Source organism: Amycolatopsis sp. NPDC049691 (assembly GCF_040675005.1).
Lineage (GTDB): Bacteria > Actinomycetota > Actinomycetes > Mycobacteriales > Pseudonocardiaceae > Amycolatopsis.
The window spans coordinates 102,016-115,461 of sequence record NZ_JBFANX010000020.1 but is presented as its reverse complement, the minus strand read 5'-3'; the positions used below and the strand labels follow the sequence as shown (position 1 = coordinate 115,461).

The following is a 13,446-nucleotide window of genomic DNA, read 5'->3' as shown; positions in this document are numbered from 1 at the left end:
GGCGGGGCGGCGCGCGCGGTGCTCCCGGGCGTGCCGCGGCCCCGTGAGGCGCGGAAATACGGATTATCGTGCTGACCCGCGGTCATCTTCGCCGATTCAACGAGCGAGCGGCGTCACGGGTACGAGATCCGTCGGAGGGACGGTGACCGGAGCGGGGATCCGCCCCGGGGGCTGCCCGAAGGGGCGCCGGAGTGTGATGGGGACCACAGAGGTACGGGCCAGGGCGGTGCGCCCTGGCCCGTCGTCACCTGTAAACCGGCCGTGTCAGGAACGGGGAGAGCGACGGGTCAGCTGACCAGGCCGCGGCGGAAGCCGTGGGCCACGGCCTGCGCGCGGTCGCGCACGCCGAGCTTGCGGAACAGCCGCCGGGCGTGGGTCTTCACCGTGTCCTCGGACAGGTAGAGCTCGCGGCCGATCTGGCCGTTGCTCTTGCCCTGGCTCATCCCGCGGAGCACCTGAAGCTCGCGCTCGGTCAGCTGGACGCCCGGGTCGGACGGCTGACGGGGCGCGGGCACCGAGGTGCTCGCCAGGGTGTGGGCCAGCGCGGCGACCAGCTCCGGCCGGGACGCGTCCCAGCGGAGGTAGCCGCGGGCACCGCCGGCGATCGCGGCGGCGATGCTGCCCGCGTCGTCCGGGGCGCCGAAGACGATGACGTTCGCCTGGGGGTTGGCCGAGACGAGCCGCCGGGTGGCTTCGACACCCGTCGGGACCGCGCGTTGCGTCCCGACCAGCACGACGTCGACGGGCTGACGGGAGTACCGGGCCAGCAGCTCGTCACCGTGCGCTACGCAGTCGATGCGACTGACCCCAGGGACCGCGGACATCACTCGGGTGAGCCCTTCACGGACACTGCGTCGGTCGTCGCAGATCAAGACCGTCGTCACGGGGTTTCCTTCCTGCAGCCGGGTGACATTCCACTTCCCCTATCGGACGCTTTAGCCCGAACCTTGACACGATCCGGTGGCTTTTTTTGAAGTTTCTTAGCCCGGATGCCGGAACAGCCCATTCCGACGGCTCAACCACCCGGGGCGGGCACCCATGGCGATTCCCCCGCGATCCTCCTCCCGCAAGGATCTGCGCTTCGTAACACTGCGTGCAACACCTCTGCCACTCTGAATCGATACTCCTCGGCGTGTCCTGGGCGCAGATCGGCCATGACGAGCGCGGCCGGCCACAAAAGTGAAAGCAGTTCGCATTCCTCGGCGGTCGCCATTGCGTTTCCGACAAGACCGTCCGAAATCTTCCGGTGATCGGGACGACCGGCGGCCCCCAGTGCGACGGCCAGCACAATCCCGGATTTCACGGCGTGCCGCCGCGCACCCCGCGCGACGGCGGTTTCGAAAGCCCGTTCGGCGTGCGGCACGGCGGCGGCGCCCTGACCTGCGGCGAGTTCGATCTCCGCGCCGACCCAGCCCCCGCGGACGCAGGCCCGCCACCCGGCGTGCTGGCCCGCGGCCCGGGCGGCCAGCCTCCGCGCGGCCCGCTGGCGCCCCAGCGCGAGGTTGTCGGCGGCCAGGCCGAGCAGGGCATCGGCCCGCGCGCCGACGGCGTCGAGGCCGTCGGGGTCGGGCTCGGTGCGCAGGGAGGCGGCCTTGGCGAAGGCCTCGCCGTCGAGGGCGCGGGCCTGGCGGTGGCCGCCCAGCTGCCGCCGGTGGGCAGCGAGGGTGCTGGCGGCGAGGGAGGCCAGGACGGGGTCGGTGGCGCGCCGGAGAGGGTCGAGGAGGGCGGCCGCGGCGGCGTACCGGCCCTGGGCGCCCAGCACGATGGCCGAGAGCAGCCGTTCCCGCGGGGTGCCGGGCCCGCGCGTGACGGCGGGATCGGGCAGCGGATCACTCCCGAACGCGGCGGCCCTCAGGGCGGGTTCGTGCACGCGTTCTTTCTAGCGGGTCCCACCGACAGAAACATGATCGACGTGGCCGGGGTCGCGCCTGCCGCCCCGGACGACCACGCCCCACCCGTCCCTCAGGACTCCGGCAAAGTCGCGCGCTGACCCGGCTGGCTTCACCAGCCTCGATCAGGGAGCGCGGCATTCGCTGGGATCGGTTTGGCGCCGACCGCAGCGGCGGAAGCTCTCCGGCTTCGAAGGCGACGACCTCGACTCCGCGGTCGGCCGCTGGCCAGCACGAACACAGCGGCTGGCAGACCATCCGCCGGGACCGGCAAATCAGCTCGCTGCAGCCTCCGGGGCGACACCTCGACCTCGCCGATGTCGTGGTCACCGCCGACGGCCCCGCACACCGCCCCGGACGACCACGCCCCACCCATCCCTGGGGGCTGACCCCGGTCCAGTCTATCGGCGAGGCCGGACAAAACCGGCGGACAACGGCTCCGGGTGCCGCAGTTGTCCACATCGGGCCCCGGGCTGTGGACAACCGCCGTCCCCAGTTACTGCCGTGCGCCGACCAGGACGTGCTCGATGCGGTCCGCCGCGCCCGGCAGGTCCGTCAGCAACTCCACCTTGTCCGGCAACCCCGCCGGGTCCCAGCCCGGCCCGCACGCGAACAACCGGCTCCGCTGCCGCCCCCGCGACACCCGCGCGAACAGCCGCGTGTCCGCCACCCCCCGCCGGTGCGCCCACAGCACCACCGCCGCCGGCGCGCTTCGGCGGACCGCCACCGCCAGCACCTCCGCCGGCAGCGGGACCCCGAACAGCTGCGCCCCGATGCGCCGGCCGGCCAGCGATGCCGCCAGCGCGTACATCGGCATGCTGTCCCGCTCCTCCGGGACGCAGCCCAGCAGCACCGGGCGCGTGTTGCGCGGCTCGTCGAGCACCGGCGTCGCGCGGACCAGCGCGGCGAACACGCACTCCGCCAGCAGGTACTCGACCTCCGCGCCCGCGCTCGCGCCGCGCCAGCGCGCCCCCAGTGCCGACAGGACCGGCTCGATCACGCCCGTCCACGCCGGGAGGACGCCCAGCTCGTCGATCGTGTCCGCGAGCATGCGCTGGACCGCGCCGACGTCCATGGCCAGCGCGGCCGTGCTCAGCCGACGGGCCAGCCGGGAGCGGACTTCCAGGCCGTCGTCGGCCGCCGAGGAGTCGGTGGGCTCCGATGGCTCCGCCGGCTGCGGCGGCCCCGAGCGCGGCATCTGCTCCAGCGCGTAGCGCGCCGCCTCGGCCGTCGACGCGCCGCTCAGCAACGCGCGCTGCATCAGTTCGAGCCGGCCGATGTCGGAGGTGCCGTAGCGGCGGTGGCGGCCGTCGGTGTGCCTGCTCGGGCCGAGCCCGTAGCGGCGGTCCCAGGTTCGGAGGGTGGACGGCGCGACCCCGAGCCGGCGGGCGACCGAGGCCACCGGCAGGGTGGGTTCTTCGGTGCCCGACCCAGCTCCCACGAGCCTCAATATCCAGGCAGACCGCGGGGTCGGCAACCGGAGGCGAAATCCCTGCTCACACATCCGGGGGATGCCTAACGGCTGAATCGGGCCGGATCGCTTGAACAACTATTGGCGCGCTTCTAACGTTACCGCCGTTGCACCGAATGGAGTATCGGCACCACAGCAGAGCAGCTAGCGGCATCGACCGATTGACGGAGGCGGTCAGGATGGCAGACACGCGCAGGCTCCCAGGACCCAACGCCGACATGTGGGACTGGCAGCTCGAAGGGTCGTGCCGGGGGATGGACAGCGCGTCCTTCTTTCACCCGGACGGCGAGCGCGGCCCGGCGCGGGCACGGCGGGAGGCCAGGGCGAAGGCGGTCTGCCTGAGCTGCCCCGTCCTGGAGATGTGCCGCAGCCACGCGCTGGCGGTGCACGAGCCCTACGGCATCTGGGGCGGGCTCTCGGAATCGGAACGCGAGCACCTCATCAAGTCCGACAAACGCGCGCTCAGCATGTCCGGCGGCTGAGCGCCCCACCGACATCGGAGGGCGGCACCGGGTGGGGTGCCGCCCTCCGTGCTGTTCAAGGCACGAAAAACGGGGCGGCACGAGTGCCGCCCCGTTTCCGGTGGTGCGTCAGTGCGAGTGGCCGTGGCCCGCCGCGGCGGGCTCTTCCTCGGCCGGCTTCTCGACGACCGACGACTCCGTCGTCAGCACGAGCCGCGCGATCGAGGCGGCGTTCGCCACCGCGGACCGGGTCACCTTGACCGGGTCGACGATGCCGGCGGCCAGCAGGTCGGTCAGCTCGCCGGTGGCGGCGTTGAAGCCCTGGCCCCAGCCCTGCTCCTGCACCTTGTTGACGATGACCGCGCCCTCGTGGCCCGCGTTGGTCGCGATCCAGAACAGCGGCGCCGTCAGCGCGTCCTTGACGATGCGCACGCCGGTGGCCTCGTCACCCTCCAGGCCCAGGCCGCCCTCGAGCTCCTTGACCGCGTGGACCAGCGCCGAACCACCGCCGGGCAGGATGCCCTCCTCGACGGCCGCCTTGGTCGAAGCCACGGCGTCCTCGATGCGGTGCTTGCGCTCGTTCAGCTCGGTCTCGGTGGCCGCGCCGACCTTGATGACCGCCACGCCGCCGCCGAGCTTGGCGAGCCGCTCCTGCAGCTTCTCGCGGTCCCAGTCGGAGTCGGTGGTCTCGATCTCCTTGCGGATCTGCGCGACCCGCCCGGCGATGGCGTCCTTGGAGCCGGCGCCGTCGACGATCGTGGTGTCGTCCTTGGTGACGACGATCCGGCGGGCCTTGCCCAGCGCGCCGAGGTCGACGTCGGAGAGCTTGCGGCCGATCTCCGCGGAGATGACCTCGCCGCCGGTGACGACCGCGAGGTCGTCCAGGAACGCCTTGCGGCGGTCGCCGAAGAACGGCGCCTTGACCGCGACGGCGGTGATCGTCTTGCGCAGCGAGTTCACCACGAGGGTGGACAGCGCCTCGCCGTCGACGTCCTCGGCGATGATGAGCAGCGGCTTCTTGGCCTCGACGACCTTCTCCAGCACCGGGAGCAGGTCGGCCAGCGCCGAGATCTTCTCGCGGTGCAGCAGGACGTAGGCGTCCTCGAGGATCGCCTTCTGCTCCTCCGGGTTGGTCGCGAAGTGCGCCGAGAGGAAGCCCTTGTCGAACTGCACGCCCTCGGTGATCACCAGCTCGGTCGCCAGGGTCGACGACTCCTCGATGGTGATGACGCCGTCTTCGCCGACCTTCTCGACGGCTTCGCCGAGCAGGGCGCCGATGTTGGCGTCGCGGGAGGTCACGGTGCCGACCTGGGCGATGTTCTCGCGGCCCTTGACCGGGATGGCCTTGGCCTTGAGGACCTCGATGACCTTCTCCGCGGCGGCCTCGATGCCGCGGCCGATCGAGGTCGGGTTGGCGCCGGCGGCCACGTTGCGCAGGCCGACCTTCACCAGCGACTGCGCGAGCACGGTCGCGGTGGTGGTGCCGTCGCCGGCGACGTCGTTGGTCTTGGTGGCGACGCTCTTGGCGAGCTGCGCGCCGAGGTTCTCGAACGGGTCGTCGAGCTCGACCTCACGGGCGACGGTCACGCCGTCGAGGGTGATGGTCGGGCCGCCGAACTTCTTGTCGAGCACGACGTGGCGACCACGCGGGCCGAGGGTGACCTTGACGGCGTCGGCGAGCTTGTTCACCCCGCGCTCCAGCGCGCGACGAGCGTCCTCGTCGAAACTGATCTGCTTGGGCATAGCGTGTTCCGCTTACCTTTCTCTGAACGCAAGAACGCCCCGCTCCCCGGTGTTGCGGGGCCCGGGGCGTCATGCGCTGCGAGCGGACGTCAGTTGATGACGGCCAGCACGTCGCGGGCGGACAGGATGAGGTAGTCCTCACCGTTGTACTTGACCTCGGTGCCGCCGTACTTGGAGTAGATGACGACGTCGCCGACGTTCACGTCCAGCGGGACACGGTTGCCCTTGTCGTCGATCCGGCCCGGGCCCACGGCCAGAACCTTGCCCTCCTGGGGCTTCTCCTTGGCGGTGTCGGGGATGACGAGGCCGGAAGCGGTCGTCTCCTCGGCCTCGCTCGTCTGGACAACGATCTTGTCCTCGAGCGGCTTGATGTTCACGCTCACCGGGTTGACCTCCACGGTCGTCGAAAGCGTTGGCAGGATGTGGTTACGGCTCTACCACCCCCGCCGTCGCGGGTGCCGGGGCTGTTCGGGCCGTGCGATTAGCACTCTAGCCACGTGAGTGCCAGCCGTGCAACCAGGGTCCGCTCGAAGGGTGGATCCCCGACGCTTCGCCGGCTCGCCGTGCGGCAAGCCTCTACAACCCGATTACCACGAGTGTTCGGGTAAATACCAGAAGTAGCTCGTTTGGCAGACGCCGGTCTTCCGACATGGGCGGGAGCCTCGATGGGTGCCCAGATGCCGCGCTCGAACCCAGCAGAACACGCTCTGCAAGAACCCGGTCCGCCGAGAGGGCGACCGGTGCTCCAAGCATCGCGGGATGCCGGCCGAAGGCCCCCGGCACCCCAAGCCTCCGCGGAAGCGAACTGCCAAGCCGACGGCGAGCCGTCGGACGGCGAAGACGAGCACATCGGCGCATCGAAGCAGCGGGACGGGACGACCTCGCCCTCGCCAGGCGTCTTCGAAGGCGGCGGAGCGCAAGAGGCAAGAACGGATCGAGAAGGCCGTCAAGGTCGCACGGGAGGTGGCGACCGACGGCTGGCAGGCAACGGTTGCCGACCGTGCCACGGAGTACATCACCGAGCGCACCTGGAAGAAGCTCTTCACCGCTCGCCGGTCAGGGCTGTGCAAGGCACTGGCCGATCTCGCTGCGGAGACCCTCGCGACGAAGAAGAAGCTGCACAGCGCGGTCGGCTGGTTGGCGGCGTGGCTCGTGAAACGCTTCGGAAGAGGACGGCTGGCCGTCACCGTCGCACGGGAACTGGCCGAAAACCTCCCGTTGCCCGTGGACGCGAAGTTCACCGCAGTGGCTCGCGGAGTCCAGCTGACCGGCATCGTGATCTGTCTGGCCGACGGCCAGGACCTGGCCCGCTGCCCCTGCTTCGTGGCACTCGCCCTCAGTGAGACAAAAGACCACTTGAAGAAGATCCTCGCGTCCGCCGTCGACAACTGGGCCGGGCTGGCGAACTTTCCGGCGTCGTTGCGGGCGGCAGCCGAATAGGCAGTCGGCCAGGACTCTTACCCCCGGCGTGAGTTTCTGGTTAGGTTCTCACCGTCTGGCACCTGAACCCTGGGGGTTTATGCCCATGTCCTCCCGTTCCCTCCCAAGATCAGCCGCACTCATCGCCGCGGTCACCCTCACGACAGCCCTCGCCACTCCGGCCCAAGCCGACACCACCAGCCAACGCCAACACGACTTCACCGCCGCCGCGAAGGAGTTCGGCGTCCCGGAGAACGTCCTCCTCGGCGTCTCCTACCTGGAGTCCCGCTGGGACTTCAACGCCGGCACGCCCAGCACCTCCGCCGGCTACGGCCCGATGCACCTCACCGACGTCCGCGAAGCCGGCGTCGCGACCACCCACCACGACGAAGGCACCGAAGACCCGCGCGGCGACGACGCCCGCCCCGCCCTGCACCCGCAGGCCGGGCCCGCCACGCCGCCGCAAGGGCTCCAGACCGTCGACGAAGCCGCGCAGCTCACCGGCCAAAAAGCGGAGACCCTCCGCACCGACCCCACCCAGAACATCCGCGGCGGCGCCGCCCTGCTCGCGAAGTACCACGCGGGCCAGAGCGACTGGTACGACGCCGTCGCGAAGTACAGCGGGTCCACCGGGGAGGCCGCCCGGACCTTCGCCGACGAGGTCTACGAGACCATCAAGAGCGGCGTCTCCCGGACCACCGACGACGGCCAGCAGGTCACCCTGGCCGCGACGCCCGGGCTGACCACCCCGCAGCACGCCGGGAACCCGTCGGACGTCGAATGCCCGCGGACCGTCGCCTGCGAGTCCGTCCCGGCGCCCTACCAGGAGCTGCCGAACGACGACTACGGCAACCACGACCTCGCCGACCGGCCGAACAGCCAGAAGATCGACCACATCGTCATCCACGACACCGAGGGCTACTGGGACAGCGTCCTCAAGCTCGCCCAGGACCCGACGTACGTCAGCTGGCACTACACGATCCGCTCCAACGACGGCCTGATCGCGCAGCACGTGCCGACCAAGGACGTCGCCTGGCACGCGGGCAACTGGTACGTCAACGCCAAGTCCATCGGCATCGAGCACGAGGGCTTCGCCGCGAAGGGCACCTGGTACACCGAGGCCATGTACCGATCGAGCGCGAAGCTCGTCGGCTACCTCGCGCGCAAGTACGGCATCCCGCTCGACCGCGCGCACATCATCGGCCACGACAACGTGCCGGGCACGGTTCCGTCGACGATCAAGGGCATGCACTGGGACCCGGGCCCCTACTGGGACTGGTCGCACTACTTCGACCTGCTGGGCGCGCCGCTCGGCGGGTTCGGCCTGCCAGGCTCGTCGCTGGTCACCATCGACCCGGACTTCGCGAAGAACCAGCCCGCGTTCACCGGCTGCGACAGCCCCGGGACGCCGTGCGCGCCGCGCGGCTCGGAAGCCGTGGTGCTGCACTCGGAACCCAGTGAGTCGTCGCCGCTGCTTAAGGACGTCGGCCTGCACACCGACGGCACGCCGTCCACAATGGACGTTTCGGACGTCGGCAGCCGCGTCGCGACCGGGCAGCAGTACGCCGTCGCCGGCGTCAGCGGTGACTGGACGGCGATCTGGTACCTCGGGCAGCAGGGCTGGTTCCACAACCCGCACGGCGCCAAGGTCGCGAAGCCCGCGATCGGCTGGGTCGTGACGCCGAAGCCGGGTCTCGCGACCGTGCCGGTGTACGGGCGTGCCTACCCCGAACCGGAGGCCTACCCGGCGAACGTGCCGGTGCAGGCCATCACGCCGCTGCCGTACACGCTGTCGGCCGGCCAGAAGTACTCGTCGGCGGGCACGGTCGGGTCGGAGTACTACTACGCGGTGACGTTCGACCCGGCCGACCACGTCGTGGTCAAGGGCAAGCTCAAGTACGTCCAGATCCAGTTCGGGCACCGGATCGCGTTCGTCAAGGCGGACGACGTCCGGATCCTCCCGGCGTTCTAGCCGCCTCCGGCGGAGGTCGCGCTCACGCGTCGAGCGCGACCTTCGCCCCCGCCGCCTGCTCGGTGTTGCGGCGGGTCTTCGCCCAGCCGTTGCGGCCGCGGACCAACCTGAACAGCGCGCGCCACGACGTCACGTAGAACGTGTAGATGTACGCCGCGTACGCGAAGCCCAGCCCGATGCCGCGCAGGATGTTGCCGCTGCGCAGGCACTTCAGCTGGTAGATCGGGCCCCAGACCAGGAACGGCAGCAGCCCGAACGAGCCGTAGATGGCGAACAGGATCCACGCGCCGCCGGTGAACCAGGTCCACATCTGCGCCGGGTCGCCCGCCGTGCTCACCACCAGCAGGACGAACGGGATCGGGTAGAGCAGCGAGCCGAGCAGCTGCAGCCACGGCTGGGCCAGGTAGTACATCATCTCCGCCGCGCCGAGCGTGCTGACGTGCGGGGAATCCCAGATCCGGCGCAGGTAGCGGGCGCACTGCATGGTGCCCTGGCCCCACCGGGTGCGCTGCACCAGGAACCGGCGCAGGCTGTACAGACCTTCCTGCGCCACATGGGAATCCGGGGTGAACCCGGTGCGCCAGCCCGCCGTCAGCAGGTGGACGCCCAGCTCGAAGTCCTCCAGCAGCGAGCCGCGCCACGGTTCTTCGGTGCCGCCCGCGATCGAGTCGAGCGCGGTGAGCCGGGTGAACTGGCCGTTGCCGCCCATGGAGATCGTGCCGGTGAAGCCGCGGGACGTCTGGATCGCCGCGATCGCCGTCCGGAACTCCAGGTCCTGCAGCTGCGCGAGCTTCAGGCCGAACCAGCGGCCGACCGGGTTGCGCGACGGCGGCGGCGTCTCGACGTTGCTCATCCGGACGTCGAGCTGGACCGCGCCGATCCCCGGGTCGCCGAAGAGGTGGTCCGCGGCGCAGACCTCCAGGCAGTTCGGGGCCGGCCGGCCGTCGGCGTCGACGACCACCACGACGACGTCGTCCCGCGCGGCGGCCGGGCCCATCCAGTCGTTGAGCGCCCGGTAGGCGGCGTTGAGGGCGTCGCCCTTGCCCGTCCTCGCTTCGGGCCGCACGCGCGGCACCAGGTGCAGGTACGGGTCGTAGCCGCCGTGGCGCCGCCACAGCATCCGGACGACGCGGGCGGTGCGGTCCTCCGAGTCGTCGTCGACGACCCAGACGTGCGCCTTGCGGAACGTCGTGCGCAGGTAGCGGATCGTGTCGCGGATGACCACCTGCTCGTCGCGGCACGGCACGAAGAAGTGCCACGTGAAGTCCGCCGGGTCGCCGACCGGGCCGGGCTTGCGGCGCAGATAGGGCACCACGATGACGACGACGTACACCAGGAACGCCACGCTCATCGTGAGCGCGAACGCCTGCGTGATCGCCAGCAGGACCTTGACGCTCATGCCTTCTTCTTCCGCGTGGCCAGCCAGACGAGCAGGACGATCGAGACCGCGCCGCCGAACACGCTGACCATCGAGCCGAGCAGCGTGTGGCCCCAGTAGTAGCCCTCGTCGGTGCCGAACCCGTGGACCAGCCCGACGATCGTGAGAATGCGCAGCTGGTTCACCAGCACGACGACCAGCGCGGAAATGCCGAGGGAAAAGAACAGGCGCTTCGCATTCGACGGGCGGAAATACAACATGACCATGGTCACAACGAGCAGCGGGAGCAAAAGGAACGCCGAAGAGCATTCCGGAGTCATTCTCAACCCGAATGGAGCAGCGCTGCTCAACCCAAAGTAAACGGACTCCCGATCAGGGGCGACATAAACACCCGATGTAGTGATGACGTCGAGGATCGCACCCGCCAGCCGTACTTCCAGTTCGCGGTAGAACCGCTCGGCCAGCACCACCGCGACCCCCGCGGCCGCCAGCGCGCCCAGCGCGATGACCAGCGGAAACCTTGCCATGCCAGAGTTCGGAGCGCTCGCTACGGCCACGACGATCCTCTCGATGTCGGTTTTTCGTTCCAGCTGCGGACCCCGGGGCGAGCGTAAGTCATGACCGCGGCGCCGTTCCACCCGGAGGTGTGGTTTGGGCCGCCATTCGGCAGTTTTCGCGGCGAACTTGCTAGGCCGACCGGGTGACGTCCCGAGCGACCAGCGCAAACGGCGCCGCGGAATACCCGATCCGGTGATTCGGGAAATTTCGTGTGCTATTCGAGCCACTCTTCGCGATAGTCGATTCGCGTGCCGAGTCGAGGCAAGCCGGTTCGATCCGCGCCACCGTCACGCGAACTCCAGGGAAACCCAGCGAATTTCGGAGGATCAGTTGATGAAGAGCTCCCTCGTGCGCCGCGGCGGCCTGCTCGCCGCGGCCGTGGCGAGCGTCGTGCTCGCCGGCGCGGCCCCCGCTTCGGCCGCACCCGGCGACGGGTCCGCGTACGGCGTCAAGGTCGACGTGAAGCTGCTCGGGCAGCAGGCGGTGCAGGCGGGGCCGCTCGCGGCCGCGAACACCGCGGGCCCGACGAGCAACAGCCTCGCGAAGGTCGACCTCACCGGCATCCTCACCGCCGGCGCGGTCAACACCGAAGCCAAGCGCGACGAGAACTCCGGCGCGGTGACGGCGAAGGCGAGCACCGCCGACGTCGGGCTGCCGCTGCTGAAGGCGGCCCTCGGCGACGTCGGCATCAAGGTCGTCGAGGCCGTCTGCACGGCGACGCAGAAGGGCGTCGAGGGCAGCACGAAGCTGGTCGGCGCGAACCTCGGCAGCGTCGGCAAGGTCGACGCCACGCCGGCCGCCAACACGCAGATCAAGGTCGGGCTCGGCGCGCTCAACGTCGCGACGATCATCCTCAACGAGCAGGTCAAGAACTCCGACGGCAGCCTCACGGTCAACGCCGTCCACGTGAAGCTGCTCGGCGAAGGCCTCAACGCGCTCGGCTCGGGTGACGTGATCGTGTCGTCGGCGACCTGCGGCCCGGCCGCGCCGCCGATGCCGCTGGCGTCCGGGGCGGGCCTGTGGATCGGGCTCGGGCTGCTCGGCGCCGTCGCGGTGCCGGTCGGCACGCGCATCTACCGCCGCCGCTCGGCGCAGGCCTGAGCGAGGCCCGCATGTACAAGATGCCGGGCGCGGGCGTCGGCGTGGCCGGTGGCGGGGTGGGCACCCTCGCCGCCACCGGCGCCGACGTCGGGTGGTGGCTGGCCGTCGGCGTGCTCCTGGTCCTGCTCGGGACCGTCGCGCTGATCGCCGTCCACCGCCGCAACCGCCGTCTCTCCCAGGCGCGGGAGTGAGGAAGGGGCCGTCGGCGTGCGCCCCTCGCACGCCGGCGGCCCCGCGGTCAGCTTTTCCTGGACACTGGACTATGTGGAGAAGGGGCACCACGGGGTGGATGTGATGTTGCTGGCCGGGACGCGGCCGGAAGCGCTGAAGCTCGCGCCGCTGGCGCTGGCGCTGGAGGCGCACCCCGCGTTGCGGCCGATCCTGGTCCACAGCGGGCAGCACGCGGGCATGGTCGAGCAGGCGCTGACGCCGTTCGGCCTGGTCGTGGACGAGTGGCTGGCCGTGCCGCCGCGCGTGACCGGCGGCCAGGCGGAGCTCGTCGCGGGCCTGCTGCCCCCGCTCGACGACGTCCTGCGCCGCCACGCACCGGCCGCGCTCGTCGTCCAGGGCGACACCACGACGACGCTGGCGGGCGCGCTGGCCGCGTTCTGGCTGGGCATCCCGGTGGTGCACCTGGAAGCCGGGCTGCGCACCCACGACCTCACAGCGCCCTTCCCGGAGGAAGGCGCGCGCCAGATGGTGTCCCGGCTGGCGGCGCTGCACTTGGCGCCAACCCTCGGCGCAGCGGCCGAGCTGCGCGCGGAAGGCGTTGCCAGGCAAAGGATCGCGGTCACAGGCAACACGGTGGTGGACGCGGTGCTGGAGATCGCGGCGCGCGACCTCCCGGCGCGCAACACGGCGCTGGCGTTGCTGGAGATGGAGATCGCGGAGGCGGACGAGCGCCTGGTGCTCGTGACGTCCCACCGGCGCGAGTCGTGGGGCGAGCCGCTGGAGCGGACGTGCGCGGCGGTGCAGCTGATCGTGGCGGAGCACCCGGACGTCCAGGTGCTGTTCCCGGCCCACCCGAACCCCCAGGTCCGCGCCCAGGTGGAGGCGGCATTGGGCGGCCTGCCCCGGGTGACGGTGACGGACCCGCTGGAGTACCCGGACCTGGTCCGAGCGTTGCGGCTGGCATCGCTGGTGCTGACGGATTCCGGCGGGATCCAGGAGGAGGCCCCGACGTTCGGAACGCCGGTACTGGTCCTACGGGACGTGACCGAACGAATGGAGGTCGTCGAGGCCGGCTGCGCGTGGCTGGTGGGCACGGACACGTCCCGCATAGCGGACACGGCGGCGCGCTTGCTGAGCGGCGAGCTGCGCCCAGCCCAGGTCGGAAACCCCTACGGCGAAGGCAATGCGGCAGCGCTAGCGGTCGCGGCAATCGAGGAACTGCTGGGCGTGGGAACGCCAGCACACAAGCACGCGGCGGCGTCCTAACGGAAGGGGACACGCGC

At 70.7% G+C, this 13,446-nt stretch carries 13 protein-coding genes; 6 read left to right on the top strand and 7 right to left on the bottom strand.

Going from position 1 to position 13,446, the window contains the following annotated elements:
• Nucleotides 1-287 precede the first annotated feature (287 nt).
• From AB0J40_RS35900 to AB0J40_RS35890, 3 genes are all read right to left on the bottom strand, one after another.
• On the bottom strand, nt 288-884 hold the full coding sequence (locus AB0J40_RS35900; protein ID WP_003073605.1) for a response regulator transcription factor: 597 nt from the start codon (nt 882-884) through the stop codon (nt 288-290).
• A 131-nt stretch (nt 885-1,015) separates the two neighbouring features.
• Entirely contained in the window at nt 1,016-1,870 is an 855-nt protein-coding gene (locus AB0J40_RS35895) for a hypothetical protein (protein ID WP_364462322.1), read from the bottom strand.
• Nucleotides 1,871-2,385: 515 nt separating this feature from the next.
• A complete protein-coding gene (locus AB0J40_RS35890; protein ID WP_364462319.1) occupies nt 2,386-3,330 on the bottom strand; it encodes a MerR family transcriptional regulator in 945 nt (314 codons plus the stop codon).
• A 209-nt stretch (nt 3,331-3,539) separates the two neighbouring features.
• Between AB0J40_RS35890 and AB0J40_RS35885 the strand changes: the two genes are divergently transcribed.
• Nucleotides 3,540-3,842 (top strand): WhiB family transcriptional regulator, encoded by a 303-nt coding sequence (locus AB0J40_RS35885; protein ID WP_043792619.1) that lies wholly within the window; start codon nt 3,540-3,542, stop codon nt 3,840-3,842.
• A 108-nt stretch (nt 3,843-3,950) separates the two neighbouring features.
• Here the strand turns inward: AB0J40_RS35885 and groL are convergent, their stop codons facing one another.
• Complete coding sequence (gene groL / locus AB0J40_RS35880) at nt 3,951-5,564, bottom strand: chaperonin GroEL (protein WP_364462316.1); 1,614 nt, start codon at nt 5,562-5,564, stop codon at nt 3,951-3,953.
• An 89-nt stretch (nt 5,565-5,653) separates the two neighbouring features.
• A complete protein-coding gene (gene groES / locus AB0J40_RS35875; RefSeq protein ID WP_004559922.1) occupies nt 5,654-5,947 on the bottom strand; it encodes a co-chaperone GroES in 294 nt (97 codons plus the stop codon).
• 580 nt (nt 5,948-6,527) lie between these two features.
• Between groES and AB0J40_RS35870 the strand changes: the two genes are divergently transcribed.
• Together AB0J40_RS35870 and AB0J40_RS35865 are read left to right on the top strand one after the other, a co-directional pair.
• The gene (locus AB0J40_RS35870; RefSeq protein ID WP_364462314.1) at nt 6,528-7,004 is read left to right on the top strand and encodes a hypothetical protein; all 477 of its coding nucleotides are present in this window, start codon (nt 6,528-6,530) and stop codon (nt 7,002-7,004) included.
• 79 nt (nt 7,005-7,083) lie between these two features.
• Complete coding sequence (locus AB0J40_RS35865) at nt 7,084-8,955, top strand: N-acetylmuramoyl-L-alanine amidase (protein ID WP_364462311.1); 1,872 nt, start codon at nt 7,084-7,086, stop codon at nt 8,953-8,955.
• Between the two features lie 22 nt (nt 8,956-8,977).
• On the opposite strand, the gene AB0J40_RS35860 is transcribed toward AB0J40_RS35865, so the two are convergent.
• Together AB0J40_RS35860 and xrtP are read right to left on the bottom strand one after the other, a co-directional pair.
• The gene (locus tag AB0J40_RS35860) at nt 8,978-10,354 is read right to left on the bottom strand and encodes a glycosyltransferase (RefSeq protein ID WP_364462308.1); all 1,377 of its coding nucleotides are present in this window, start codon (nt 10,352-10,354) and stop codon (nt 8,978-8,980) included.
• Nucleotides 10,351-10,860, bottom strand: a complete 510-nt coding sequence (xrtP, locus tag AB0J40_RS35855; protein ID WP_364462572.1) for an exosortase P — start codon at nt 10,858-10,860, stop codon at nt 10,351-10,353. Before xrtP ends, AB0J40_RS35860 begins: the two co-directional genes overlap by 4 nt.
• Before the next feature lie 364 nt (nt 10,861-11,224).
• On the opposite strand from xrtP, the gene AB0J40_RS35850 reads away from it, so the two are divergent.
• The 3 genes from AB0J40_RS35850 to wecB all read left to right on the top strand — a co-directional run bounded on the left by AB0J40_RS35850 (nt 11,225) and on the right by wecB (nt 13,429).
• Complete coding sequence (locus AB0J40_RS35850) at nt 11,225-11,992, top strand: choice-of-anchor P family protein (protein WP_364462305.1); 768 nt, start codon at nt 11,225-11,227, stop codon at nt 11,990-11,992.
• A gap of 11 nt (nt 11,993-12,003) precedes the next feature.
• Nucleotides 12,004-12,183, top strand: coding sequence for an LPXTG cell wall anchor domain-containing protein (locus AB0J40_RS35845; protein ID WP_086672860.1), 180 nt, complete (start codon nt 12,004-12,006; stop codon nt 12,181-12,183).
• A 94-nt stretch (nt 12,184-12,277) separates the two neighbouring features.
• Nucleotides 12,278-13,429: a UDP-N-acetylglucosamine 2-epimerase (non-hydrolyzing) gene (gene wecB / locus AB0J40_RS35840; RefSeq protein WP_364462569.1), complete on the top strand. Its 1,152-nt coding sequence runs from the start codon at nt 12,278-12,280 to the stop codon at nt 13,427-13,429.
• The last annotated feature ends 17 nt before the right edge of the window (nt 13,430-13,446 follow it).